General features: G+C 69.9%; 23 protein-coding genes and 1 riboswitch. Of the genes, 14 read left to right on the top strand and 9 right to left on the bottom strand.

The window, feature by feature from the left end; all coding sequences use genetic code 11:
• The first annotated feature begins 1 nt into the window (after position 1).
• From dxs to ABZ855_RS06970, 4 genes are all read left to right on the top strand, one after another.
• A complete protein-coding gene (dxs, locus tag ABZ855_RS06985; RefSeq protein WP_360802169.1) occupies positions 2 to 1924 on the top strand; it encodes a 1-deoxy-D-xylulose-5-phosphate synthase in 1923 nt (640 codons plus the stop codon).
• Positions 1921 to 3330: an aspartate aminotransferase family protein gene (locus tag ABZ855_RS06980; protein ID WP_360802166.1), complete on the top strand. Its 1410-nt coding sequence runs from the start codon at positions 1921 to 1923 to the stop codon at positions 3328 to 3330. The genes dxs and ABZ855_RS06980 overlap by 4 nt, the downstream gene beginning before the upstream one ends.
• Positions 3331 to 3401: 71 nt before the next feature.
• Entirely contained in the window at positions 3402 to 4016 is a 615-nt protein-coding gene (locus tag ABZ855_RS06975) for an XRE family transcriptional regulator (protein ID WP_360802163.1), read from the top strand.
• On the top strand, positions 4013 to 4135 hold the full coding sequence (locus ABZ855_RS06970; RefSeq protein ID WP_360802160.1) for a DUF6126 family protein: 123 nt from the start codon (positions 4013 to 4015) through the stop codon (positions 4133 to 4135). Before ABZ855_RS06975 ends, ABZ855_RS06970 begins: the two co-directional genes overlap by 4 nt.
• Positions 4136 to 4157: 22 nt before the next feature.
• Here ABZ855_RS06970 and ABZ855_RS06965 read toward each other — a convergent pair whose 3' ends face one another.
• Entirely contained in the window at positions 4158 to 4955 is a 798-nt protein-coding gene (locus tag ABZ855_RS06965) for a tyrosine-protein phosphatase (RefSeq protein WP_360802157.1), read from the bottom strand.
• Positions 4956 to 5125: 170 nt separating this feature from the next.
• Here ABZ855_RS06965 and ABZ855_RS06960 point away from each other — a divergent pair, with 170 nt between their 5' ends.
• The 4 genes from ABZ855_RS06960 (at position 5126) to ABZ855_RS06945 (ending at position 10423) form a co-directional block, all read left to right on the top strand.
• Positions 5126 to 7225 (top strand): alpha-galactosidase, encoded by a 2100-nt coding sequence (locus tag ABZ855_RS06960; protein WP_360802619.1) that lies wholly within the window; start codon positions 5126 to 5128, stop codon positions 7223 to 7225.
• 303 nt (positions 7226 to 7528) lie between these two features.
• Positions 7529 to 7688: riboswitch (cyclic di-AMP (ydaO/yuaA leader) on the top strand.
• Positions 7689 to 7691: 3 nt separating this feature from the next.
• On the top strand, positions 7692 to 8654 hold the full coding sequence (locus ABZ855_RS06955) for a peptidoglycan DD-metalloendopeptidase family protein (RefSeq protein ID WP_360802154.1): 963 nt from the start codon (positions 7692 to 7694) through the stop codon (positions 8652 to 8654).
• A gap of 141 nt (positions 8655 to 8795) precedes the next feature.
• Positions 8796 to 9515, top strand: a complete 720-nt coding sequence (locus ABZ855_RS06950) for a DUF6250 domain-containing protein (protein WP_360802151.1) — start codon at positions 8796 to 8798, stop codon at positions 9513 to 9515.
• Positions 9516 to 9637: 122 nt separating this feature from the next.
• Positions 9638 to 10423, top strand: coding sequence for an SGNH/GDSL hydrolase family protein (locus tag ABZ855_RS06945; RefSeq protein WP_360802616.1), 786 nt, complete (start codon positions 9638 to 9640; stop codon positions 10421 to 10423).
• 153 nt (positions 10424 to 10576) lie between these two features.
• Here the strand turns inward: ABZ855_RS06945 and ABZ855_RS06940 are convergent, their stop codons facing one another.
• Together ABZ855_RS06940 and ABZ855_RS06935 are read right to left on the bottom strand one after the other, a co-directional pair.
• Positions 10577 to 11191, bottom strand: a complete 615-nt coding sequence (locus ABZ855_RS06940) for a TetR/AcrR family transcriptional regulator (RefSeq protein ID WP_360802148.1) — start codon at positions 11189 to 11191, stop codon at positions 10577 to 10579.
• 119 nt (positions 11192 to 11310) lie between these two features.
• Positions 11311 to 12501, bottom strand: coding sequence for a Glu/Leu/Phe/Val dehydrogenase dimerization domain-containing protein (locus ABZ855_RS06935; RefSeq protein WP_360802145.1), 1191 nt, complete (start codon positions 12499 to 12501; stop codon positions 11311 to 11313).
• 222 nt (positions 12502 to 12723) lie between these two features.
• Between ABZ855_RS06935 and ABZ855_RS06930 the strand changes: the two genes are divergently transcribed.
• The 5 genes from ABZ855_RS06930 to ABZ855_RS06910 all read left to right on the top strand — a co-directional run bounded on the left by ABZ855_RS06930 (position 12724) and on the right by ABZ855_RS06910 (position 18043).
• Positions 12724 to 13911, top strand: a complete 1188-nt coding sequence (locus ABZ855_RS06930) for an MBL fold metallo-hydrolase (RefSeq protein WP_360802142.1) — start codon at positions 12724 to 12726, stop codon at positions 13909 to 13911.
• A 163-nt stretch (positions 13912 to 14074) separates the two neighbouring features.
• Positions 14075 to 14296: a hypothetical protein gene (locus ABZ855_RS06925; protein WP_360802139.1), complete on the top strand. Its 222-nt coding sequence runs from the start codon at positions 14075 to 14077 to the stop codon at positions 14294 to 14296.
• 75 nt (positions 14297 to 14371) lie between these two features.
• Positions 14372 to 16015 carry an NAD-dependent malic enzyme gene (locus ABZ855_RS06920; RefSeq protein WP_360802136.1) on the top strand — a complete coding sequence of 548 codons (1644 nt, stop codon included), beginning with the start codon at positions 14372 to 14374 and terminating at the stop codon, positions 16013 to 16015.
• Positions 16016 to 16131: 116 nt separating this feature from the next.
• Positions 16132 to 16842, top strand: a complete 711-nt coding sequence (locus ABZ855_RS06915; RefSeq protein ID WP_360802133.1) for a GntR family transcriptional regulator — start codon at positions 16132 to 16134, stop codon at positions 16840 to 16842.
• A gap of 34 nt (positions 16843 to 16876) precedes the next feature.
• Entirely contained in the window at positions 16877 to 18043 is a 1167-nt protein-coding gene (locus ABZ855_RS06910) for an FAD-binding oxidoreductase (RefSeq protein ID WP_360802130.1), read from the top strand.
• 11 nt (positions 18044 to 18054) lie between these two features.
• Here ABZ855_RS06910 and ABZ855_RS06905 read toward each other — a convergent pair whose 3' ends face one another.
• Complete coding sequence (locus ABZ855_RS06905; RefSeq protein ID WP_360802127.1) at positions 18055 to 18918, bottom strand: leishmanolysin-related zinc metalloendopeptidase; 864 nt, start codon at positions 18916 to 18918, stop codon at positions 18055 to 18057.
• Positions 18919 to 19163: 245 nt separating this feature from the next.
• Between ABZ855_RS06905 and ABZ855_RS06900 the strand changes: the two genes are divergently transcribed.
• The gene (locus ABZ855_RS06900; protein WP_360802124.1) at positions 19164 to 20021 is read left to right on the top strand and encodes a caspase family protein; all 858 of its coding nucleotides are present in this window, start codon (positions 19164 to 19166) and stop codon (positions 20019 to 20021) included.
• 122 nt (positions 20022 to 20143) lie between these two features.
• On the opposite strand, the gene ABZ855_RS06895 is transcribed toward ABZ855_RS06900, so the two are convergent.
• From ABZ855_RS06895 to ABZ855_RS06875, 5 genes are all read right to left on the bottom strand, one after another.
• Positions 20144 to 20830 carry a 2OG-Fe(II) oxygenase gene (locus ABZ855_RS06895; RefSeq protein WP_360802121.1) on the bottom strand — a complete coding sequence of 229 codons (687 nt, stop codon included), beginning with the start codon at positions 20828 to 20830 and terminating at the stop codon, positions 20144 to 20146.
• A 163-nt stretch (positions 20831 to 20993) separates the two neighbouring features.
• Positions 20994 to 21542 carry a methylated-DNA--[protein]-cysteine S-methyltransferase gene (locus ABZ855_RS06890; protein ID WP_360802118.1) on the bottom strand — a complete coding sequence of 183 codons (549 nt, stop codon included), beginning with the start codon at positions 21540 to 21542 and terminating at the stop codon, positions 20994 to 20996.
• A gap of 60 nt (positions 21543 to 21602) precedes the next feature.
• On the bottom strand, positions 21603 to 22406 hold the full coding sequence (locus ABZ855_RS06885; RefSeq protein WP_360802115.1) for an MGMT family protein: 804 nt from the start codon (positions 22404 to 22406) through the stop codon (positions 21603 to 21605).
• The gene (locus ABZ855_RS06880; RefSeq protein WP_360802111.1) at positions 22400 to 22990 is read right to left on the bottom strand and encodes an RNA polymerase sigma factor; all 591 of its coding nucleotides are present in this window, start codon (positions 22988 to 22990) and stop codon (positions 22400 to 22402) included. The genes ABZ855_RS06885 and ABZ855_RS06880 overlap by 7 nt, the downstream gene beginning before the upstream one ends.
• 52 nt (positions 22991 to 23042) lie before the next feature.
• Entirely contained in the window at positions 23043 to 23819 is a 777-nt protein-coding gene (locus ABZ855_RS06875) for an AfsR/SARP family transcriptional regulator (protein WP_360802108.1), read from the bottom strand.
• Positions 23820 to 23993: the final 174 nt, after the last annotated feature.

The raw sequence follows: 23993 nt of genomic DNA, 5'->3' as shown, positions 1-23993 counted from the left end.
CGTGACGATTCTGGAGAACATCCGGGGACCACGCGACCTGAAGGCGCTGTCCGAGGCGGAACTCGGCGAACTGTCGGACGAGATACGGGAGTTCCTGGTGCACGCGGTCGCCAGGACCGGCGGCCATCTCGGGCCCAATTTGGGGGTGGTGGAACTCTCCATCGCCCTCCACCGGGTCTTCGAGTCACCGGTCGACCGCATCCTGTGGGACACCGGCCACCAGAGCTACGTACACAAGCTTCTGACGGGGCGTCAGGACTTCTCCAAGCTGCGCGGCAAGGGCGGCCTCTCCGGCTATCCCTCGCGTGAGGAGTCCGAGCACGACGTCATCGAGAACAGCCACGCGTCCACCGCGCTCGGCTGGGCCGACGGGCTCGCCAAGGCCCGCCAGGTGCAGGGCGAGAAGGGGCATGTCGTCGCGGTCATAGGCGACGGCGCGCTCACCGGCGGGATGGCCTGGGAGGCGCTCAACAACATCGCGGCCGCCAAGGACCGGCCGCTGATCATCGTCGTCAACGACAACGAACGCTCCTACTCGCCGACCATCGGGGGCCTCGCCAACCATCTCGCGACCCTGCGGACGACGGACAGCTACGAGCAGGTGCTGGCCTGGGGCAAGGACGTACTGCTGCGCACCCCCCTCATCGGCAGCACCCTCTACGAGTCGCTGCACGGCGCGAAGAAGGGGTTCAAGGACGCGTTCAATCCGCAGGGCATGTTCGAGGACCTGGGGCTGAAGTACGTCGGGCCTATCGACGGGCACGACATCGGGGCGGTGGAGTCCGCGCTGCGGCGCGCGAAGCGCTTCCACGGGCCCGTGCTCGTGCACTGCCTGACGGAGAAGGGACGCGGTTACGAGCCGGCCCGCTCGCACAAGGAGGACCACTTCCACACCGTCGGGGTGATGGACCCGCTCACCTGCGAGCCGCTCGCGCCGTCCAACGGGCCTTCCTGGACCTCGGTGTTCGGCGACGAGATCGTCAAGATCGGGGAGGAGCGGGACGACGTCGTCGCGATCACCGCGGCCATGCTGCATCCGGTGGGCCTCGGCAGGTTCGCCGAGCGGTTCCCCGACCGGGTGTGGGACGTCGGGATCGCCGAACAGCACGCGGCCGTGTCGGCGGCGGGCCTCGCGACGGGCGGACTGCATCCGGTCGTCGCCGTGTACGCCACCTTCCTCAACCGGGCCTTCGACCAGCTGCTGATGGACGTGGCGCTGCACCGGTGCGGAGTGACGTTCGTGCTGGACCGCGCCGGGGTCACCGGAGTCGACGGAGCCTCGCACAACGGAATGTGGGACCTGTCCATCCTCCAGGTCGTGCCCGGCCTGAGGATCGCCGCACCGCGCGACGCCGACCAACTCCGCGCCCAACTGCGGGAAGCGGTCGCCGTCGATGACGCGCCCACGCTGATCCGCTTCCCCAAGGAGTCGGTGGGCCCCGCGATCGAGGCGGTCGGCCATGTGGGCGGGATGCATGTGCTGCACCGCTCCGAGGAGACCGCCGACGTACTGCTGGTGGCCGTCGGGGTGATGGCTCCGGTGTGCCTGCAGGCCGCCGACCTGCTGGCGGCGCGCGGCATCAACTGCACGGTCGTCGACCCGCGTTGGGTCAAGCCCGTCGATCCCGCGCTGCCCGGCCTGGCCGCCGAACACCGCATGGTGGCCGTAGTCGAGGACAACAGCCGCGCTTCGGGGGTCGGCGCCGCGGTCGCGCTGGCGCTCGGCGATGCCGAAGTCGACGTACCCGTACGGAGGTTCGGCATCCCGGAGCAGTTCCTCGCGCACGCCAAGCGCGGCGAGGTGCTCGCCGACATCGGCCTCACGCCCGTCGAGATCGCCGGACGGATCAGCGCCGGGCTGGCCGCCAGGGAAGAGCTGTCCCAGGGGAAGTCCAAGGGGAAGGCCAAGGAGAAACAGGAATGACAACCGCTGAACCCGGTTCCCCGTCGGGGGAGTTCGACCTCGGCACGCTGCTGGCCGAGCGCGGCGCCGAGCGCTACGAGCTGCACACCAGACATCTCAACCACCAGCTCCCGCGCATGCTGCACACCATCGGCTTCGACAAGGTCTACGAGCGGGCCGAGGGCGCGTACTTCTGGGACGCCGACGGCAACGACTACCTCGATATGCTCGCCGGGTTCGGGGTGATGGGCCTCGGCCGCCATCACCCCGTCGTCCGCAAGGCGCTGCACGACGTCCTGGACGCCTCTCTCGCCGACCTCACCCGCTTCGACTGCCCGCCGCTGCCCGGGCTGCTCGCCGAGCGGCTCCTCACCCACAGCCCGCATCTGGACCGGGTGTTCTTCGGCAACAGCGGCACCGAGGCGGTTGAGACCGCGCTCAAGTTCGCCCGGTACGCCACCGGAAAGCCGCGCGTCCTGTACTGCGGGCACGCCTTCCACGGCCTGACCACCGGGTCCCTGTCCGTCAACGGCGAGGACGGCTTCCGCGACGGCTTCGCCCCGCTGCTGCCCGACACCGCCGTGCCCCTCGGTGATCTCGACGCCCTGGCACGGGAGTTGAAGAAAGGCGACGTGGCCGCCCTGATCGTCGAGCCGATCCAGGGCAAGGGTGTGCACGCAGCACCCCCCGGATATCTGCGCGCGGCCCAGGAGTTGCTGCACCGGCACAAGGCGCTGCTCATCGCCGACGAGGTGCAGACGGGTCTCGGGCGGACCGGGGACTTCTACGCCTACCAGCACGAGGAGGGGGTCGAGCCGGACCTGGTGTGCGTGGCGAAGGCGCTGTCCGGTGGCTATGTGCCGGTGGGCGCCACGATCGGCAAGGAGTGGATCTTCAAGAAGGTCTACTCGTCGATCGACCGCGTCCTTGTGCACTCGGCCAGCTTCGGGGGCAACGCCCAGGCCATGGCGGCGGGCCTCGCCGTGCTGTCGGTCATGGAGAACGAGCAGATCGTCGCGGGCGCCCGGGCGACCGGGGAGCTGCTGAGGTCCCGGTTGGCGGCACTGGTCGACAAGTACGAGCTGCTGGCCGACGTACGCGGCCGGGGGCTGATGATCGGCATCGAGTTCGGGAAGCCCAAGTCGCTGAAGCTGCGCGGTCGTTGGACGATGCTCCAGGCCGCACGCAAGGGGCTGTTCGCGCAGATGGTCGTCGTGCCGCTGCTGCAGCGGCACAGGATCCTGACGCAGGTCTCCGGCGACCATCTGGAGGTGATCAAGCTGATTCCGCCGCTGGTCGTGGGGGAGCGGGAGGTGGACCGGTTCGTGGACGCCTTCACCGCCGTGATGGACGACGCGCACGGCGGGAGCGGGCTGATGTGGGACTTCGGGAAGACCCTGGTCAAGCAGGCGGTGGCGAACAGGTAGGAGGGTCGCGCGTCTTTTGCCTCTGAGGCAAGGAATTTGCCTCAGAGGTAAACGTGCGGCTGAATGGGGGCATGAGCCTCCCCGAAGAGGGCGGGCCGGTCGAGGACCTGCCCGTCGTCGCACCACAGCTGCGGGCGCTGCGCCGTCGGGCCTCCCTCACCCTGGAGGCCGCGGCCCGGGCCGCCGGGCTGTCGCCCGCCCACCTCTCCCGCCTGGAGACCGGACAACGCCAGCCCTCCCTGCCGATGCTGCTCGGGCTCGCGCGTATCTACGGTACGACGGTTTCGGAGCTGCTCGGTGAGACCGTCGCCGACCGGGACGCCATCGTGCGCGCCGCCGACATGGAGCCGACGGCCGCGGGCGGCTGGTCGTACTGGCAGGCCGGCGCTTCCGGACGGGGAATGCAGGCCCTGCGTGTCCATGTGCCGCACGGCGCCCAGGGCGACATCGTGCGCGTCCACCCCGGCGAGGAGTGGCTGTACGTCCTCAAGGGCCGGTTGCGGCTGAGCCTCGGCGACGCCGCGCATGTCCTCGAGCCCGGCGACAGCGCGCATTTCGACTCGCTGACCCCGCACCGCCTCGCCGCCGACGGCCGCGCCGGCACCGACCTGCTCTTCGTCCACACCCTGCTGCAGAGCCCCACCACGGCCCTCTGCCTCGGCCCGACCACCGGAGTCACGTCATGAAGGACATGGAAGAGCGGTTCCCCCGGGCCCTGTGGGTCCGGCTGATCATCTACATCGCGGTCGGACATCTCTTCGCCGGCTTCATCTACCTGCTGTTCGAGGTGGGCACGAAACAGTAGAGGCCGGCGGTGGGCAACCGGTTCAGTCGAGGAACCGCTCGCGCAGCCGCTCCCGCGTTTCCGGAGTGACACCCAGGCCCTGCTCCAGGTAGGCGTCGACACTGCCCCAGGTCTCCTCGACCGTCCGGATGGCCGAGGTCAGATACTCCGGGCGGGTGCCGAAGAGCGGGTTGAGCAGCTCCAGTACCTCGGGGCTGTAGGCCTTGGCGGCGGCGCCGTTGCGGCGCACCTTGTAGCGCCGGTGCAGCGCGTCCGACTCCATGTAGTCGGCGACGATGGCATCGCGCTCCACCCCGACGGCGAGCAGCGTCACCGCGATGGACAGGCCCGCCCGGTCCTTGCCCGCCGCACAGTGCATCAGGGCCGGGACACTGTCCTCGGCCAGCGCGTGCAGCAACCGGGAGTGCTCGGCCGTGCGGTCCCTGATGATCTCGCGGTAGGAGTCGATCATCCGCTGCTCGCCCTTGCCGTCGGCCAGGAGGCTGCGCAGTTCGTCGAGATCGCCGTCCCGGACCATCTTCCAGAACTCCGCCCCGTGCGCCGGGTCGGACAGCGGGATGTTCACGTTGCGCACGCCCGGCAGCTCGACGTCAGGGCCCTCCAGCTTGATGTCCGCCGAGTTGCGGAAGTCGAAGATCGTGTGCAGCCCCAGGGAGCCGAGAAACAGCGCGTCCTCGTCGGTCGCGTGGGCGAGATGACCACTGCGGAACAGCCGTCCGGGCGCCACCCGCCGACCGTCGACGGTGGGCAGTCCGCCCACGTCACGGAAGTTTCGTACGCCGCCCAGCTCGGGCTCGGTCGACGGGACCTGCTGCGTCACGAGTGCTCCCCTCCCACACCGCCCCGCGGACGCTGCTCGTCGACGGGCGCGCTTCGACGATACGACACGGGTGAGCAGGCCCAGGAGTTTTCCACAGGCGTTGCCGTCGGACGCCGTGGCCCTGATGATGTTGATGCTTGAGCGCGCCTGTTCGAATCTGTGGGGACATGATGCTGGAAATTGCCGACACCGGTCGTACGTGGCTTCTCTCGGGGCCCACGAGCAGTTACGCCGTCCATCTCACCGAGGACGACGAACTGCTGCATCTGCACTGGGGCCCGCGGATCGCCCTCGCCGACGCGGAGGCGCTCGCCGTGCGGCCGCTGCCGGACTACTGGCCCTTCGAGTCCCCGCTCGACGGCCGTGAGGAGTACCCGGTCGAGGGCGGCCCCCGCTTCGTACGGCCCGCGCTGTCCGTGCGGACCGAGGAGCGCCGGGGCACCGAATGGCGGTTCGAGGCGTACGAGACCGAGACCGAGACCGGCGCCGACGGGGACGAACTGCGGCTGCGATTCCGCGATGCCGGGCTGGCGATCACGCTGCACTACCGGATGCGCCACGACGTGATCGAGCGCTGGGTGACCCTCACCCACGACGCGACCGACGCGACCGGCCCGCTGGAGCTGCTGCGCGCCGACTCCGCCACCTGGACGCTCCCCGACCGCGAGGGCTGGCGCCTCTCCCAGCTGCACGGACGCTGGGCCGCCGAGTCCCGGCTGGTGAGGACCGAGCTCACCTACGGTGAGAAGGTCATCGGCAGCCGGCGTGGCCACACCGGGCACCAGCATCTGCCCTGGGTGGCGCTCGACACCGACGCGACCGAGGAACGCGGCGAGGTCTACGCCTGCGCGCTCGGCTGGTCGGGGTCGTGGCGGATCGCCGTCGCCCAGCTGCCCGACGCGCGCGTGCAGGTCACCGGGGGCGCCGGATACGACGACTCGGGCCTGCTGCGCCTGGCGGCGGGCGAGTCCTTCACCACGCCCGTCTTCGCGGGGCTGTGGACCGACTCCGGGCACGGTGGGGCGAGCCGGGCGTGGCACGCGTACCAGCGCGCGTTCGTCGTACCGGGCGCGGACCAGGACCGGCCCGTGCTCTACAACTCGTGGGAGGCCACCGAGTTCGACATCTCCGAGGAGCAGCAGGGGACACTGGCCCGGCGGGCCGCCGCGATCGGCGTCGAGCTGTTCGTCGTGGACGACGGCTGGTTCGGCGCCCGCACCAGCGACCGGGCCGGCCTCGGCGACTGGACGCCTAACCCGGACCGCTTCCCGTCGGGGCTGAGGCCGCTGGCCGAGTACGTGCACGCCTTGGGGATGCAGTTCGGCATCTGGGTCGAGCCCGAGATGGTCAACCCGGACAGCGACCTGTACCGCGCGCACCCCGACTGGGTGCAGTTCCAGCAGGGACGCAGGCGGACGGAGTTCCGCAACCAGCTCGTACTGAACCTTGCCCGCGAGGATGTCCGGGAGTACCTGTGGGAGCAGCTCGACGCGATGCTCTCCAGCGCCCCGATCGACTATGTGAAGTGGGACTTCAACCGCTGCTTCAGCGACGCCGGCTGGCCCGGTGAGGACTACCCGCAGCGTCTGTGGGTCGACCATGTGCACGGGCTGTACGCCCTCCTCGACCGGCTGCGGGCGGCCCATCCCGACGTCGCCTTCGAGTCCTGCTCGGGCGGCGGCGGCAGGATCGACCTCGGTGTCCTCGCCCGTACGGACCAGGTGTGGACCTCCGACAACACCGACCCGCTGGACCGACTCGCCATCCAGGAGGGCTTCAGCCAGATCCATCCGGCGCGGGTCATGGCCGCCTGGGTCACGGACAGCCCGAACACCCAGCTGAACGGCCGGGTCAGCTCATTGCGGTTCCGGTTCGTGAGTGCGATGGCCGGGGTGCTCGGCGTCGGCGGTGACCTCACGACGTGGACGGAGGAGGAGCTGGCCGAGGCCGGGGAGTGGGTGGGGCTCTACAAGGAGATCCGGCCCGTCGTGCAGCGCGGCGACCTCTACCGGCTGCGGCGCCCGGCCGGCGGGCTGAGCGCGGTGCAGTACATGCTCGGGGACGAGACCGTCGTCCTCGCCTGGCTCCAGGCGCAGCACCACGGCGAGCCGGTACCGGCGCTGCGGCTCCGCGGGCTCGACCCCTCGGCGGTCTACGAATGCCGTGAAACGGGTGAAATCCACCGAGGTGCGGTGTTGTTGCACCACGGCCTGCGAACCGGACTCAAGGGTGACCTCGATGCGGCAGTTTTCCGCTTGCGTCGCATCTGATGCTTCTGTCCGTTATGGCGTATTGATTCCAACTCGCTTGGGAATGCGGGTTCCTGTGAATCGGGCGAGTGAGCAGCGTCATATTCGTGACCGTGTGTCGCCGTCATGTGCACGTAATTTCGGCGGCTTTTAAGGGTGTTCACACGACGGAAAGATCGATAATTCACGGATCGTGACCGGGAATTCTGGGGTGGATCACAGAAAACCCGTACACAGGGAACCCCAGGCTTGTTTCCGTGCGTCTTGGTCGCTTACGTTCGCCACCCATCCGGACGGACGCCCAATCCTGCCGCCGCCCGGATCCCGTCTCGACCACCCGACCACGGCAGGAGCGGGGGACCCACAGGTAGAACGCCTGCTCCGGTCTCCGGAACAGGCTTGGGGTCAAGTCACGTCCAGGCGTGGCCGGACATCTCCAGTCCGCACCCGACAGCTCACCTCGCAGGCGACGGAGAAGGAATTCGCCATGCCCGCGAAGGGTAAGCACCGCCGTCCGAAGTCCCAGCGCTTCACCCGCTCGATAGCCGTCGCCGGAACCGGCGGAGCGGCTCTCGCTCTTCCGCTGCTGGGAGCCACCGGCGCCCACGCGGTCACGGCGGAGTCCGCGACTCAGTCCGTGTCGTCCCTTTCGGTGACGGCCAAATCCATTGCGGCCGAGGCGGTTTCCGCGAAGTCGCAAAAGGCCGCGAAGAAGTCCCGGACCTATTCCGTCCGGGCCGGCGACTACCTCGCGAAGATCGCCCAGGAGCAGGGCGTCGCCGGCGGCTGGAAGAAGCTCTACTCGGACAACCGCACCGCCATCGGCGCCGACCCGAGCCTGATCCACCCCGGTCTGAAGCTGACGATCGGCAGGAAGGCCGCGTCGACCTCGTCGCCCGCCTCGAACTCGGGCTCTGCGGAAGCGTCCTTGAGCTCCCCCAAGTCCACACAGGCAGAGGCCACCCGGCCGGCCGCCGAGAGCGCGACGGCCGCGAACTCGACGGCGGCCGAGGCCACCGGTACCGGTACCGGCAGCTCCAGCGGCTTCAACCTCCCCGTGGCCGGTGCCACCATCGGCACCGGGTACCACGTGGCGGGCAGCATGTGGTCCAGCGGTTACCACACGGGCGTCGACTTCGTCGTCCCGACCGGCACCTCCCTCAAGGCTGTCGGCGCCGGCACGGTCGTCTCCGCCGGCTGGGGCGGCGCTTACGGCAACCAGGTCGTCATCAAGCTCGCCGACGGCTACTACGCGCAGTACGGCCACCTCTCCCAGCTCTCCGTCTCGGCCGGTCAGTCCGTGACCGCGGGCCAGCAGATCGGCCTGTCCGGGGCGACCGGCAACGTCACCGGACCGCATCTGCACTTCGAGATCCGCACCACCCCGGACTACGGCTCCGACGTGGACCCGGTCGCTTACCTCCGCTCGAAGGGCGTCGCCGTCGGCTGACGAACGTTCGCGGCGAGGACAGCCGTCGAAGGCCGGACCCGTTTCCCGGGTCCGGCCTTCGACGCGTTCACGCGCGCGTGTGCGGGTGTGATAGTCAACTCCCTATCCGTGCAAGCGCTTTCTGCCTCAAGGAGCCGCCTCGTGACGACCACCCGCAGAGCCTTCGGAGCCCTCGCCGCAGGCGCGGCTCTCACCGCGCTCGCCCCGGCAACAAGCGCCAGTGCCGCCACGTGCGGACGCCTCCTCGCCCATGACGACTTCCGCCGAGGCCTCGGCCAGTGGGCCGTCGAACTCCAGGACGGCGGCAGCGTCACGGCGGCCCGAGGCATCCTGGAGGTCGACGTGCCGAGCGGCGCCACCATCTGGTTCAAGCGCAGGCTGCGGGGCCCGTACCTCATCGAGTACACGGCGACACCGGTCTCGGCGGGCGGGGTGAACGACCGGGTCTCGGATCTGAACAACTTCTGGAACGCCGTCGACGTCCGCTCCCCGGACGACCTCTTCGCCACCCCGCGCGGCGGCGCCCTCGCCGAGTACGACTACCTCAAGACCTATTACGTCGGCTACGGCGCCAACACCAACACCACGACCCGGCTGCGCCGTTACGTCGGCGAGGCCGGTGTGCGCCCCCTGATCCACGATTACACGGAGCCGCTCCTGGTCCCGAACGCACCGCACCGGGTGCGGATCGTCTCGGCCGGCTCGACGGTCCAATGGTGGAACAACGGGCGGCTCGTCTTCGACTACCGCGACCCGGAGCCGTACACGGCTGGGCACTTCGCGTTCCGCACGACGTGGAGCCACTTCCGGATCTCCGGCTTCAGCGTCCGTGAGCTGCGTCTTCCCATTATTCCGGGTTGACCAATACTTGACGAGTGGCTTATCTCACCGCCAGTCAAGTCCTTCCTACGGTCGCGTAGCTCACATCGGAAGGTGAATCATGCTCTGTTGTGGCAGACGATTCGAAGAATGACAGCAGAGCGGTGATCGGGTCGTACGTGGCGGTGGGGGACAGCTTCACCGAAGGCGTCGGCGACCCCGGCCCGGACGGGGCCTTCGTCGGCTGGGCCGACCGGTTCGCGGTACTGCTCGCGGACCGGTGCCCGGAGGGCGACTTCGACTACACGAACCTCGCGGTACGCGGCAGGCTGCTCGACCAGATCGTGGCCGAGCAGCTTCCGCAGGCCAGGGAACAGGCGCCGGACCTGGTCTCCTTCTGCGCGGGCGGCAACGACATCATCCGGCCCGGCAGCGACCCGGACGAGGTCGCCGAGCGCTTCGAACGAGCGGTGATCGGCCTCACCTCGGCGGTCGGCACGGTCATGGTGACGACCGGCTTCGACACCCGCAACGTCCCGGTGCTGAAGCACATGCGCGGCAAGATCGCCACGTACAACGGACATCTGCGGGCCATCGCCGACCGGTACAACTGTCCCGTGCTCGACCTGTGGTCCCTCAAGACCATCCAGGACCGCAGGGCCTGGGACGGCGACCGGCTGCATCTGTCGCCGGAGGGGCACACGCGCGTGGCGCTGCGCGCCGGGCAGGTCCTCGGCCTGGACATCCCCGCCGACCCCGACCAGCCGTGGCCCGTACTGCCGCCGCGCGGCACGCTGGAGATCCGCCGGGACGACGTCCACTGGGCCCGCGAGTACCTGGTCCCGTGGATCGGGCGGCGCCTGCGGGGCGAGTCGTCGGGGGACTACGTGACGGCGAAGGGGCATCTGTCGCCGGACGACATCAAGAGCCGCATCGACCGGGTCGCGTGAGCGCTTCCGTCTTTGAGCGCGGTTCTCAGCGCGGTTTGCAGCACGGTTTTCAGCGCCGGGCGGGCACCTCCAGCCCGTCCGGCGCTTGAGGACGAGGCCGTCCAGGCCGAAGGGGGGTCTGGGGGCGCAGCCCTCGGCGGACGACCACATCACTCACCTGGACCCGCTCAACGCCCCCCGCTCCAACCCCAGTTCCCCAGCCAGCGCAGCGTCCACCCACTGCTCGGCCCGCGCCCGCGACACCCCGTCGTACGCCGTCATCTGGACGGCCAGCCCGTCCAGCAGCGCCGTGAGCCGCAGCGCCGTGCCGGTGGGGTCGGGGCACTCGAACTCGCCCGCGGTCACCCCCTCCGCGATGACCTCGGTGATCGCGGCCTTCCAGCGCCGGTCCAGGTCACCGGCGACCTCCCGCAGCGCGGGATCGCGCAGGGACACCGCCCACCCCTCGATCCACAGCCGCCAGCCCTTGGCCTGGCCGGTCGGCGCGTACCAGCGCACGGCGGACCGCAGCCGGCGCAGCGCCGGGGACCGGCGTCCGAGCAGCTTGCCAAGGTGGGTGAGATCGGCCTCGGCCGCGTACCGGAAAGCGGCGGCGACCAGCTTCTCCTTGGTCGAGAAGTGGTACAGCACCAGCGCGTTGCTCACCCCGAGCACGGCGGCCACGTCGGCGATCCGCACCGCCGCCACGCCCCGCGCCTCGATCTGCTCGACGGCGGCCCGCAGCAGCTCCTCGCGCCGCTCGGCCACGCTCAACCGCACCCTTGCCACCCGGCCACACTAATCCGCCGCCGGACACGATGTCGGGCCAGGTCCGGCAATGCCCGTAAATCCACGCCCATACGGCTGGTTCACGGGACAGCGGCCCTCCGCCGGACACCGCCACGCCGCTACCGGTACCAGCCGAACCGCTCCGCGATCACCGGCAGCCGGTCCCCGACGATCGCGTGCGCCGCCGCACGCGGAGTCGTCCCGTCGGTCTCCGCGCGCGCGAGCACCTGGTCGATCAGGACGCGCATCGACCGCCGGGTGTACGCGAACGCCTCCTCGGGGTCGGCGCCGATGTCCCCGAACAGCGTCCACCACCACCAGGCGTTCGTCCCGGAGTTGACGACCACGTCCGGCAGTACGACGATGCCGCGCGCGGCGAGCAGCTCCTCGGCCTCCGGCAGCACGGGCATGTTGGCGGCCTCGACGATCCAACGCGCGGTGATCTCCCGCTGGTTGCCCGCGTCGACGGCGTACGAGACCGCCGCCGGCACCAGCACCTCCGCCGCCACGGACAGCCAGGCCTCACCCGGCAGCTCGCGGTCGTCGGGGCGCAGCACCGCGCGGTCCACCGTGCCGTAGGTGTCCCGGGCCGCGAGCAGCGCCTCGACGTCGAGTCCAGCGGGGTTGGCGATCGTGCCCTTGATGTCGGCGACCGCCACCACCGTGAGTCCCGCGCGCGTGAGGAAGCGTGCCGTGGCCCCGCCCATCGTGCCGAGCCCCTGTACGGCGACCCGGGTCCCGGCGTACGGCACCCGGGCCCGGTCGAGCGCCGCGAGCACGGATTCCGCGACCCCGCAGCCGCCCACCAGCTCGTCGAGGCCGATCCCGTCCACCTCGACCGCGAACGCGTCCGCGAGCCGCTTCCGGGCCGCGATCCCGTCGTCCAGCAGCGGATAGACCGCCTGGATCGACGACACGAGCCCGGCCTCGGCCGCGGCCCGGTCGACGAGATCCTGGGTGAGGCCCAGGTCCTCGCCGGTGGTCCAGACACTCTCGACGTACGGTCGCATCGCGCGCAGGTAGCGAACCAGCACGCCGTACGCCGCGGGGTCCCGGGGATCGCAGTCGATGCCGCCCTTGGCGCCGCCCAGGGGGATGTAGCGGCCGTCGGGGTTGTAGTGCAGGGCCTCTTTCATGGTCATGCCACGGGCCAGTCCGGTGACCTCGTCCAGGGTGCAGCCCTCGCGCATCCGCAGGCCGCCGCTGGACACGCCCCGCACCAGTCTGTCCACGACGAGGAAGCCCTGGCGGCCGGTGAGGTGATCGGTCCAGGTGAGGGAGAGCAGGGGAGCGCCCTGATGGGTTGCCATGCGGGCAATATACTGACTCGCCGTTCAGTTGGGCCCTGGGTGCGCACACGTTGGGTATGCGTCCGGCCGCGTCGGGTAGCCGCCCGGCGGCCGCTCGGCCTCGTCCGCCGTGCGGAAACCCAGGTTTTTCCTCGACGAGACCCGGCCGGTACACAGGCGGCGCCGGAGTGTCGGACGGGGCGACCATAATGGAATGTCTGACCGACTCCACCTGGAGGTACCGTGACCGGATTTCCCTCTCCGAGCTCCGGGCTGCGCGCCCTGCGGCCCGAGGCCTTCGGCGCGGAACCGAGTGGGGAGCGCCTGGCGCGGATCCACAGATCGCCGCACTTCGCGGACGGTGTCTTCAAGAATCCGGCGGGTACGCCGAGGCCCGAGGGCGGCGCCGTGATCGAGTTCGCCAAGGCCTCGCTGCGGAAGGAGGACCGACTCCGGCGCGTCCCGGCGGGGACGGTCCCGGTGCACGCCACGACGCTCGCGGACCTCGCCAAGCCCCCGGTCAGCGGTCTCAGGGTGACCTGGATGGGCCACTCCAGCGTGCTCACCGAGATCGACGGCCGGCGAGTGCTCTTCGACCCGGTCTGGGGCGAGCGCTGTTCGCCGTTCTCCTTCGCCGGGCCCAAGCGGCTGCATCCGGTGCCCCTGCCGCTGGAGGCGCTCGGCCCGGTCGACGTCGTCGTCATCTCGCACGACCACTACGACCACCTGGACATGCCCACGATCAAGGCGCTGGCCGGCACGGACACGCTGTTCGCGGTGCCGCTGGGAGTCGGTGGCCACCTCGAGCGCTGGGGTGTCTCGGCCGACCGGCTGCGTGAGCTGGACTGGCACGAGGCCACGAAGGTCGGCGGCCTCACCCTGACCGCGACCCCGGCCCGCCACTTCTGCGGCCGCGGTGTGCGCAGCGCCCAGCACACCCTGTGGGCCTCCTGGGTCGTCGCCGGTGAGGAGCACCGCGTCTACCACAGCGGCGACACCGGGTACTTCGAGGGCTTCCGGGACATCGGCGCCGACCACGGCCCGTTCGACGTCACGATGATCCAGATCGGGGCCTACAGCGAGTTCTGGCCCGACATCCACATGACCCCGGAGGAGGGCATGCGCGCCCACCTCGACCTCCAGGGCGGCGCGGCGCACGGCGTGCTGCTGCCGATCCACTGGGGCACCTTCAATCTGGCCGCGCACGCCTGGGCGGAGCCGGGCGAGTGGACGAAGGACGCCGCGGAGGACGCGGGGCAGGCGGTGGCGACGCCACGGCCCGGTGAACCGTTCGAACCGGCTGGGAAGCTGCCCGTCGATGCGTGGTGGCGTGGGGTGTCCGGTCCCATCGCACACCCCTGGCGCCACCCGAAGGGCGCGACCGCCGCGCCGGCGGTCAAGGACGAACTCGACCTGGCGGGCGAGGTCTGACCCGGGACGGGTGACGGCGGATCGGGCGCGGATGTCGGGTGACCTGCCGCGTCAGGAGCGGGAGCGTGTGGTGAGGGGCCGTCGTCGGGAACCTCGAGGTCTTCGCCGTGACAGCCGACGGCACCCTCTGGCGCGCCTGCCTGTGTGAACGTGTAGGCCGAGAGTGCCGCTGCGCGGCGACGCGTGGGCCCGGAAGCTCGCCGTCGACTGGACGGCCGACGCGCCGAACGCCTGCCGCCCGGACCGGGGCAGCGAGGGATACGTCCTGCGCCTGCGGCCGTCGGCGTGCCGGGACGCGGGCGACCTCACCGGGGCCCTGGAGCCGGCCCGTAGCGCCGCCGAGCTCAGCGACGAGGATGTCGACGAATGCTTCCGCGTCCCGTAAAGGGTGACCGTTCCTTTCCGATGCCTTGCCCAGTGTTGGCGTGAGGGTCGTGGCGGGCGGGGCAGGCGAGAAGGCATGACAGTGAACGATTCCCATCAGAACACCGGACTCCTGAACGACCCCCTGTGGAACAAGGGGACCGCCTTCAGCGCGGCGGAGCGGGCAGAACTCGGGCTCGACGGGCTGTTGCCGCCGGCCGTGGAGACGCTGGACGACCAGGCCGACAGGGCGTACGCGGCCTTCCTCGGCTATGACAAGCCACTGAACCGGCACATCTACCTGCGCCAGCTTCAGGACACCAACGAGGTGCTGTTCCACCGGCTGGTCACCCGCCATCTCGAGGAGATGCTGCCAGTCGTCTACACACCGACCGTCGGCGATGCGTGCCGCCGCTTCAGCGAGATCTACCGCCGCCCACGCGGCCTGTTCCTGTCGTACGAGGACCGTCACCGCTTCCGCGAGATCCTGCGCAACCGCCCGCACGACGACGTGGACGTCATCGTCGTCACCGACGGCCAGCGCATCCTGGGCCTCGGCGACCAGGGTGTGGGCGGCATGGGCATCCCGATCGGCAAGCTCAGTCTCTACACGGCGATCGGCGGCATCCACCCCGCTCGTACGCTGCCGATCCTGCTGGACGCGGGGACGGACAACGAGGAGTTGCTGAGCGACCCGCACTACCTGGGCCGCCGCGAGCGCCGGGTGACCGGGGCCGAGTACGACGAACTGGTGGAAGCCCTGGTGGCGGCTGTGGAGGCCGAACTGCCGGGGACACTGCTGCAGTGGGAGGACTTCGCGACCGCGCACGCCCGGCCGATCCTCACCCGCTACCAGGATCGGCTGCTGACCTTCAACGACGACATCCAGGGCACCGCCGCCGTCGCGCTCGGCGCACTGACCACGGCGACGCGGGTGACGGGGACCCGGCTCGCCGACCACCGGATCGTGATCCTCGGCGCGGGCTCCGCCGCGGTCGGCGTCGCCGACATGATCCGCAGCGCACTGGTCGACGACGGTGTGCCGGAGAAGGAGGCCGCTTCCCGGTTCTGGTTCGTGGACGTGGACGGGCTACTGACCGGCTCCCGCGAGGATCTGACCGACGAACAGCGGATCTACGCCCGCGACGACGAACAGGAGCCGTACGGTCTGGCCGAGGTGGTGGACCGGGTCGAGCCGACCGTGCTGATCGGACTGTCCACCGTGCACGGCGCCTTCACGGAGCAGATCGTGCGGCGGATGGCGGCATCCTGCGACCGCCCGGTGATCTTCCCGCTGTCCAACCCGACCTCCCATGCCGAGGCCGATCCGGCGGACCTGGTGCGCTGGACGGACGGCAGGGTGCTGGTGGCCACGGGCTCCCCTTTCCCGCCCGTGACGGTCGGGAGCCGTGAGGTGCCGGTCGCGCAGGCGAACAACGTGTATGTGTTCCCGGCGATCGGCCTGGCGGTCACAGCGAGCCGGGCCACGCGCGTCACGGACCGGATGATGGTGGCAGCGGCCCGCGCGGTCGGGGACTGCGCGGCCCGTTACGCCCCTGACGACGGTGACGCTCCCGCGCCCCTGCTGCCGCCGCTACGGGACATGCGGGACGCGGTCCGGGAGATCGCGCTGGCCGCGGCGACGGCGGCGGTGCAGGACGGCGTCGCCCCCAAGGCCACGCGGGAGGAAATGCGCGCGGCGGTCGAGGCCGCGCAATGGAACCCCGAGTACGCACAGTGACGCGCTGCTGAGACGCCGGGCGGTACTCGCCCGCTGATCCCGCGGCGGGCGGCCGACCGACGCGGAGTTCATCCGACTCTATTGACCGGTCAATTGATGGATTGTACGGTCTAGCCATGGCCGTGCCGCTCTATGTACAGATCAGGCGAGAGTTCGAAGCGAAGATCCTGTCCGGGGCCCTCCCGGCCGGCTCGCGTCTGCCGAGTGAGATGGATGTCTCCGCCGAGTACGACGTCAGTCGTGCCACGGCCCAACGGGTCCTCAACGACCTGGCCGAGGCAGGGCTGGCGATCCGCCGACGGCGCCATGGCTCGTTCGTGGCGGACGTGACGCGGCAGATCAATCTGCTGAACTTCGTTACTCCCTCGGCAGCCGCGAAGGGCACGCCGGGCAGGCATGAAGTGGTCTCCGCGCGGATCGTCAGGGCCGCCGACGCCGTCCTGACCCTCCCCGGCGCCTCCGCCGACACGGCCGTGGTGGAACTGGTCCGCCGCAAACTGGACGTACGCGAGCAGCCGCAGTCGATCGAGCGGCACGTCGTGCTCTTCGCGGCCGCCCCCGACCTGCTGAACGAGAACCTCGAAGACCTCGTCACCCTTCCGTATCTGCAGCGCAGAGGAGTGTCGGTCGACTCGATCCGGCTCTACCTCGACCCGGTGGCCCTCGACGAGCACGACGCCGCATTGCTGCACAGCGAGACCGGGACACCCGCGCTGATGAGGCGCAGGGAGTTGCGTGCCGACGGCAGCGCCGTCGAGGTGGTGACGACCCTCGTCCGTCCGGGAACCGCCGAGTTCTTCCTGGAGCTTCCCGTCCCCGCCATGTGAGCAGCGTGCCGCTGCCGGAAAGGATGCGCACACCATGAAGGTCGTCATCGTGGGTGCCGGTGTGTTGGGCGTGAGCGTCGCGAGACAGCTTGCCCTCGCCGGCCAGGACGTACTCCTGCTCGACCAGAAGGGAGCCGGCACCGGCACGACCGCGACCACCTTCGCCTGGACCAACTCCAGCCGGAAACCCGACCCGGACTACCACCGGCTGAACCTCGCGGGGATGGAGGAGCACGCCAGGCTCGCCGGGCAACTGCGCGGCGCACCGGCGTACTTCCCCAGCGGAGCGCTGCAGTGGGCGGACACCGCGAACGAGCAGCGGCTCGCCGACAACGTGGAACGACTGCGGGCACTCGGCTACCCCGCGCGCTGGGTCACCTCCGACGAAGCGGCACGGACCGCGGGCGGCCTCCGCATCCCGGCGACCATCACGTCCATCGCCCACTTTCCCAGCGAGGGATACGTTCTGCCGGACCGTTTCGTGAACAACCTGCTGGCGGACGCCGAGCAGCACGGAGCCAGGCTCGCGATCGGCGAGGTCGTGGCCATCGACGACGGGCCTGAGCGCGTGTCCGTCACCCTGGCCGGAGGCGAGGAACACACGGGCGACCGCGTCGTCCTGGCGGCAGGCCGCTGGACAGAACGGCTCGCCGCACGGGCCGGGATCGACGTTCCCATGGTGACGGACGCCGGTCGCGGAGCGCAGACCGTCGGCCTGCTCGGATACGCCAGGTCACCACGACTCGACCTGCGCTGCGTGATCCACGGCCCAGGCCTCAACCTCCGACCCGAGGCCGACGGGCGTACCGTCCTGCAGGCCCTCGATCTGAACGCCCACGTCGATCCGGCAGACCCGCCGTCCGAAGACGGGGACATCGCACGCACCCTCGCCCGACGGTTCCGCGCACTGCTGCCCGATCCCGGCCGAGCACCGGAGATCGACCTGCGCGTCGGCTTGCGGTCACTGCCCGCGGACGGCCACACCGTCGCCGGCTATGCCTCCGCGCGGTCCCGCGTCTACTGCCTTGTCTCGCACAGCGGCATCACCCTGGCGCCGATTCTGGGACGCCTGGTCGCGGCCGAGATCACCAGCGATCAGGAGCAGGACCTCCTCGGAGCTTTCCGGCCCACACGATTCAGCGGCGTACGGCGCTCGGACGTCGAGGTGGATCAGCACGCCACCGGTCTGGGCGAGCAGTAGCCGACAGGCCCTCAGGGTGTGGTGGCAGGGAGTTGGGTGGGGACGGCGGGCAGCATCATGCCGTCGCCGAGTGGCGCGGTGTGGGGCAGGAGGCCACCGGACCGGGCGATCTGGAGCAGGTCCGGAAGCGCGTACGGTTCGGCGCCGTCGAGGTCCACCTGGTAGCCGAGGTCGCCGAGGCTCGCCGCGGTCATCCGGCTGAGGGGGTTGTCGCTGCCCGAGATGAACGGCGACATGAGTTCGTTGACGAACACCGCTTCCCGCCAGTGGCTGTCCCTGGTGCCCGGCCCGCCGAAGTTGGCGACCGGTACCGGTACCGGCTGGGCCTCCGAGACCAGCGTGGCGAACTCGGCCTGGGCGCGGGGGCCGGTGAAGGTGGGGTTCTGGCCACCGGCTCCGCTGAGGAGGCCGAGGGGCTTCCACAGGGTCCCGATGCCCAGTACGTGGCCCATCTCGTGGGTGATGACGTCGACGAGGGTGCCGTCCGTCTCCATCTTCGCGAGATCGGCGGAGTCGAACCTCATGACGCCCTTCGCGGGAAGCTGCGCCCCGAACTGGGCATTGCCGTCACGGAAGTCGGTGGGCCCCGCCATGCCGAGTATGCCGCCGGGGCCGTCGATCGTGACGCCTTCCGCCTCGATCAGGAGGTCGTCGATGATGTCGTCGCCGACGACTGCGGTGTCCAGGTCTCCGATGATGACCTTCGCCCAGCGATCGGCGGCCGCCGCGAAGGCGTCCTGCTGATGTGCCGTCAGCCCGCCGAGGAAGCGGACTTCGATCGTGAACGGCGACGTGGTGTTGGCGATTTCCCTGGCGCGTTGGGAGTCGGCCACAGCTCGATACGTATGGAAGGTGCCAGTGGTGACTTTGCTCATCACGGATCTCCTTGTTTCGCATCCGCTGAGAGTCGTCCCCTTCTCCCAGGCTAGGCCGAACGGAGTGCCGGCGCCTGTCGGGTCCTCGCCTGCCTCCACGCGCTTATTGGGGCAACTTTGTGCAGCCTCGTTGAAAAGGCGCCAGATGGGGCAAAGCTGGATACCGTTGGATCCAATGGGTGTACAGCCCAGGCTTGGGGGATCCACTCCGGACGCTTCCCGTCCGCAGGGAAGGAGGCCCACCCATGGCCAACGGCATATCGCTCCACATCGGGCTCAACCGCGTCGACCCCGCCAAGTACGGCGGGTGGGACGGCAAGCTCCTCGCGTGCGAGAACGACGCCCGCGACATGGAACAGATCGCCAGGAACGCCGGCTTCGACAACCGCACGATGCTGCTCACGGCAGACGCCACGGTCGACAACGTGACCGCCGAACTCCGCCAGGCGGCCAGGGTTCTGACCCCCGGCGACATCCTGCTCCTCACCTACTCGGGTCACGGCGGTCAGGTGCCGGACAAGAACGGGCCCGAGGACGAGCCCGACCGTCTCGACGAGACCCTGGTCTTCTACGACCGCGAGTTCATCGACGACGAGCTGTACAACGAGTTCGGGGCGTTCGCCGAAGGGGTGCGCATCTCCGCCTACTTCGACTGCTGCCACAGCGAGACGGCCGTCAAGGCGATGCGGAGGCTCCTCACCCCGGACGCGATGGAGGAGCAGTACCAGACTCGCGACCCCGACCACATCGAGGTCACCTCCCGGGTCATGCCCCCGGAGACACAGCGCGAGACGTACGCGAGGGACAAGACCCTCTACGACACGATCCAGCAGAACCTGGATCCGAAGGACACCGTCGAACTGGCGGCCAGCGTTCTGCTCATCTCCGCCTGCGCGGACAATCAGCTCGCCGCCGACGGCTGGGAGAACGGGCTGTTCACCGGCACACTCCGCGAAGTCTGGGGCGAAGGGAAGTTCACCGGCGGACACAAGTCATTCCAACGTGAAATCCTCCGCAGGATGCCACCCAACCAGAGTCCTGGCCTCTTCGTGACCGGCAGCGCCAACAATGAGTTCCTGCAGCAGCGGCCCTTCACCGTTTGAGGGACATCGTCGAGTTCGGGGCGAAATTGGTGGTAATCCCCGCGGATCCCCGCGGGGAGAATTCTCACTCCTTCAACGAAAAGGTGCTGCACCGGTATGTGAATTTCCTCGACGTCGCCGGGTCACGGGGCGTCGTGGAAGATCACGCCGAGGACGTGCCGTTGGCCGTCATGGACCGCGCTCACTCCATGGCGCAGCATGAAGCGGCTCCAGCCCCGCGCCGACGGGACCGGACGGTCGTGCACCGCGAAGATCAGCCCCTGCCCCTGGCCCGGCCGCTTCACCACCGGACGGGACTGGGCGCGCGGACGCTGCTCGACGAAGACGCTCTCACCACCGGTGAAGTCGATGTCGGGACGGTCCAGCATCACGGCCACCTGCAGGGGGAACGTCAGCTCGCCGTAGACGTCCTGGTGCATGCAGTTGTAGTCGCCCGGTCCGTAGCGCAACAGCAGAGGCGTGGGCCGCAGCTGCCCGGCCGCAGCGCACTCCGCCGCCAGTTCGGAGTGGGTCCGCGGGAACCGGGGCCCGTCCACGCGCTCCGCCCACTGGTTGGCGATCCGGGCCAGCGGTGGATACAGCCGCCTGCGCAGGGCGGTCACCACCGGAGGCAGCGGGGCGGCGAAATAGCGGTAGTGGCCACTGCCGAAGCGGTGGCGGCTCATGTCGACCGTGCTCCGGAACAGGTCGTCCCGGTCGAACAGCGCGCGCATCTCCTCGCAGTCACCCGGAGACAGCAGGGGCGGGGTGACGGCGACGCCCTCGGCGTCAAGCGCGGTGGTCAGCGCGGGCCAGTCCAGGGCGTCCACGGCGGGCAGCTCGATCGTGTCGTCGATGCCGGCGTCGGTCGCGGTGGGGACGCGCTCGTGCTCCAGTCCCGGCAGGTGAGGGGTGTGATAGCTGGTCAGTGTCGGCTCCGCGGTCGTGGACGGAGGCGGGCGCCGGAGACGGGGGCCTCCGGCGCCCGCCGGTTCAGAGGGAGGCCGAGGCCGCCGTGCGGCCGGACTCCAGGTCGAGCAGGAACTGCTTGGCCGCGATACCTCCCGCGTAGCCGGTCATACGACCGCCCGAGCCGACGACCCGGTGGCAGGGCAGGACCACGCACAGGGGGTTCGCACCGAGTGCGGTGCCCACGGCCCGCGCGGCCCGCGGCCGTCCGAGCGCTGCGGCCAGCTCGGCGTAGGTGCCGGTCGCCCCGTACGGAAGGATTCCGTCCAGCCGTTCGACGGTCGTGCGGCTGAACGGTGTGGCCAGGCGAAGGTCCATCGGCACGGTGAACGAGCGGCTGCGGCCTGCCAGGAACGCGTCCAGCTGGCGGCCCGCCTCCTCGATGATCCGCAGCTGGGCGGGGGTGGCGCCGTCGGCGTCCACGACGGTGAGGCCACCTCGGGTGACGCGGGCCACCGCCTGCTCGCGCTCGTCGAAGGCACACAGCACCAGCGCGTCGTCGGTGGCCGCGAGAGTAAGGGTGCCCAGCGGGGTGTCGCGCGTGGCGAGTGCCGCGGTGAGTGGGGTGTGCATCAGGGAACCTCTCTGTGGTGCTCTGTGGTGCTCTGTAATGAAGTGTGGCGCCCCGCCGGGTCAGATGGTGATCGGCCGGCAGCTCTTGCAGGCCCGGTAACCCGCCTCGCGGGCGTCCTGCGCGGTGCGGAAGTGCACCCGGTGCCCAGGAGTGATGCGGCGGGCGTGGGCGCAGGTCGGGTGGCAGTAGATGAAGGTGGTGTCGCTGCCGAGGAACACCGCGCCGGCCCGGGACAGCTCCGTCACCCGGGTCATGTCGATGTGCTCGGCCCGGCGCAGGGCCTCGCCGGCCTTGGGCAGGTAGGCGGCGTCGCAGGGCGATCCGTTGTCGTGCGTGACGCGGTGGCAGGGAATGAGCACGGCGACGGGGTTGGCCGCCAGCGCGCGCAGGATGTCGGAGGCCGAGGGCGGACTCTCGGTGCCGGCCTCGCGGGCGATCCAGCTGAGTGGACGCAGCTGCCCCGCGGGGATGTTCCGTACTGCCTCCAGGACCGCGCGCTGCTCCTCCGGCAGACCGGACAGGTCGATCGCCAGCCGGTGGGCCCGGCCCGTACGCAGTGCGGGGACGATCCCGGGCCACGGCTTGCTGCCCGGGATCGCCGAGCGGCCGGTGCGTGCGCGGTGCAGTTCCTCGAACGCGGTGGCGGTCAGTCCTGCCGAGTCCAGGCAGGCACCGGTCACGGCCTGTGGGCTCGCGGCCACGAACAGACCGCCCGCGGCTGTGTCGACGCGTACGTAACTGTCGTAGTGGTCCTCGGAGATGCCCACTCGGCGCAGCACGCGCAGCGCGAAGTCCGCCGGTGCCGCTGATGCGAGATCCGGCAGTCGGCGCGTGAGGTCGTCGCCGTTGCTTCCGTTCACCATGTCACCTCCTTCAGCGCCGTCGGCTCCGATGCGAGCAGTCGCCGCAGGCCGGCCAGCCCGCGCGAGACCTGCGCCTTGGCGGTGCCGACCGCACAGCCCTGCACCTCGGCCACCTCTGTGTAGCTCATCCCCATGACATGGTGAAGCACGACCGGTATCCGATGGTGCTCGGGTAACGACGACAGTGCCGTGACCAGGCGCGACCGGTCCTCCGTTGTCACCGCGCGCTCCGCCGGACCGGGGCTGTGGTCCGGCCAGACGTCCATGGTCTCCTCCACGGGCAGTCCGGCCGTGACCGGACGCCGACTGCGTGTTCGGACGTGATTGCGCCACACGTTCGCCGCGATGGTCATCAGCCACGCCCGGGGGCGCAGCTCACGGCGCCGCGCGGGGGCGTATCCCCGCAGGGCCGTGTAGGCGCGCAGGAACGTGTCCTGTCCCAGGTCGTCCGCCTCGGCGAGGGAGCCGGAGACCCGGTACAGGAACGCGTGCACCGCCCCGGCGTGAACCCGGACCAGCTCGGTGAAGCCGGCTTCGAGGTGCGCCGCCAGAAGATCGGTCAGCTGCTCTGCCTTGTCGTCCATCACTGATATCAACACCGTCCAGGGGCAGGGTGTTGCAGCCGGGCGGGAGCGGTCATCGACGGACGACCGGAACGTCCAGTGCCGAGCTGCCGGCCAGGACCGCGTGATGCAGGCGCTGCATCCGGGGGACGGGCTCGATCCCCAGGGAGTCGCCGAGCTCCCGGCGCAGGCCGTGGAAGACGTCACTGGCACGTTTGCGCTCGCCGGAGCGGTACAACGCCACCATCAGCTGGGCGTGCACATTCTCGTGGGTGGGGTGGCGCGTGGCCAGATCGCTCAACTCGTCGATCAGCTCACGATGCTTGCCGAGCGCCAGATCGGCCTCTATGCGCTGTTCCAGGACCCCTTGCCGGGTCTCGGTCAGTTCCGCCAGGTGGGGTGAGCTGAGGGGGCCCGTACAGACGTCGGACAGTGCGGGTCCGCGCCATTGCGCGAGGGCCAGGGTGAATCTCCGCGAGGCCGTGCGGTGGTCCCCGGCGGCGGCTGCCAGACGCCCCTGCCGGGTCAGCTCCGTGAACCGGGATCGGTCGAAATCGGTTGTTTCGAGGGCGAGTTGATAGCCCTGGTTCTTGGTCAGGAGCAGATGCCTGCGGTCTCGGCGGGGGCCGCGCAGGGACTGTCGTATGTGGAGCACATACGTCTGGAGCGTGGACATCGCGCTCTTGGGGGGCGTCGAACTCCACAACTCGGTGATGCAGTCGCTGGCCCGCACCATCTGCGGCGTGTGCAACATCAGGAATGCGAGGAGTTGGCGGGGTTTCGGTGCGCTGGGTACCAGATTTACTCCAGTGTCGGACAATAAGAGGGGGCCGAGAATACCCGAGTTCATGAAGAGTTCCTATCCCCGTGAATGTTGTAACACTTCGAACTGGCATTCTATTTTCGCAAATAAGGCTAGGAGGGCGCCGCATCGGTGTCAACGGAAAAGGAGCGATAAGGAATCAGGTCGACCGCCCGGTTCTTTCGCAGCGAAATCCAGAAGGGCCCGTGGCGGGCTGTCAGC

Source organism: Streptomyces sp. NPDC047042, assembly GCF_040644035.1.
In the GTDB taxonomy this organism is placed as follows: Bacteria; Actinomycetota; Actinomycetes; order Streptomycetales; family Streptomycetaceae; genus Streptomyces.
This window is presented reverse-complemented; position numbering and strand designations above follow the sequence as displayed.

Excerpts from the sequence above, each read along its gene's own strand:
- ABZ855_RS06980 (WP_360802166.1), top strand. The coding sequence starts at position 1,921 with ATGACAACCGCTGAACCCGGTTCCCCGTCGGGGGAGTTCGACCTCGGC.
- ABZ855_RS06975 (WP_360802163.1), top strand. The coding sequence starts at position 3,402 with ATGAGCCTCCCCGAAGAGGGCGGGCCGGTCGAGGACCTGCCCGTCGTC.
- ABZ855_RS06970 (WP_360802160.1), top strand. The coding sequence starts at position 4,013 with ATGAAGGACATGGAAGAGCGGTTCCCCCGGGCCCTGTGGGTCCGGCTG.
- ABZ855_RS06960 (WP_360802619.1), top strand. The coding sequence starts at position 5,126 with ATGCTGGAAATTGCCGACACCGGTCGTACGTGGCTTCTCTCGGGGCCC.
- ABZ855_RS06955 (WP_360802154.1), top strand. The coding sequence starts at position 7,692 with ATGCCCGCGAAGGGTAAGCACCGCCGTCCGAAGTCCCAGCGCTTCACC.
- ABZ855_RS06935 (WP_360802145.1), bottom strand. The coding sequence starts at position 12,501 with ATGGCAACCCATCAGGGCGCTCCCCTGCTCTCCCTCACCTGGACCGAT.
- ABZ855_RS06920 (WP_360802136.1), top strand. The coding sequence starts at position 14,372 with ATGACAGTGAACGATTCCCATCAGAACACCGGACTCCTGAACGACCCC.
- ABZ855_RS06915 (WP_360802133.1), top strand. The coding sequence starts at position 16,132 with ATGGCCGTGCCGCTCTATGTACAGATCAGGCGAGAGTTCGAAGCGAAG.
- ABZ855_RS06910 (WP_360802130.1), top strand. The coding sequence starts at position 16,877 with ATGAAGGTCGTCATCGTGGGTGCCGGTGTGTTGGGCGTGAGCGTCGCG.
- ABZ855_RS06905 (WP_360802127.1), bottom strand. The coding sequence starts at position 18,918 with ATGAGCAAAGTCACCACTGGCACCTTCCATACGTATCGAGCTGTGGCC.
- ABZ855_RS06900 (WP_360802124.1), top strand. The coding sequence starts at position 19,164 with ATGGCCAACGGCATATCGCTCCACATCGGGCTCAACCGCGTCGACCCC.
- ABZ855_RS06890 (WP_360802118.1), bottom strand. The coding sequence starts at position 21,542 with ATGCACACCCCACTCACCGCGGCACTCGCCACGCGCGACACCCCGCTG.
- ABZ855_RS06885 (WP_360802115.1), bottom strand. The coding sequence starts at position 22,406 with ATGGTGAACGGAAGCAACGGCGACGACCTCACGCGCCGACTGCCGGAT.
- ABZ855_RS06880 (WP_360802111.1), bottom strand. The coding sequence starts at position 22,990 with ATGGACGACAAGGCAGAGCAGCTGACCGATCTTCTGGCGGCGCACCTC.
- ABZ855_RS06875 (WP_360802108.1), bottom strand. The coding sequence starts at position 23,819 with ATGAACTCGGGTATTCTCGGCCCCCTCTTATTGTCCGACACTGGAGTA.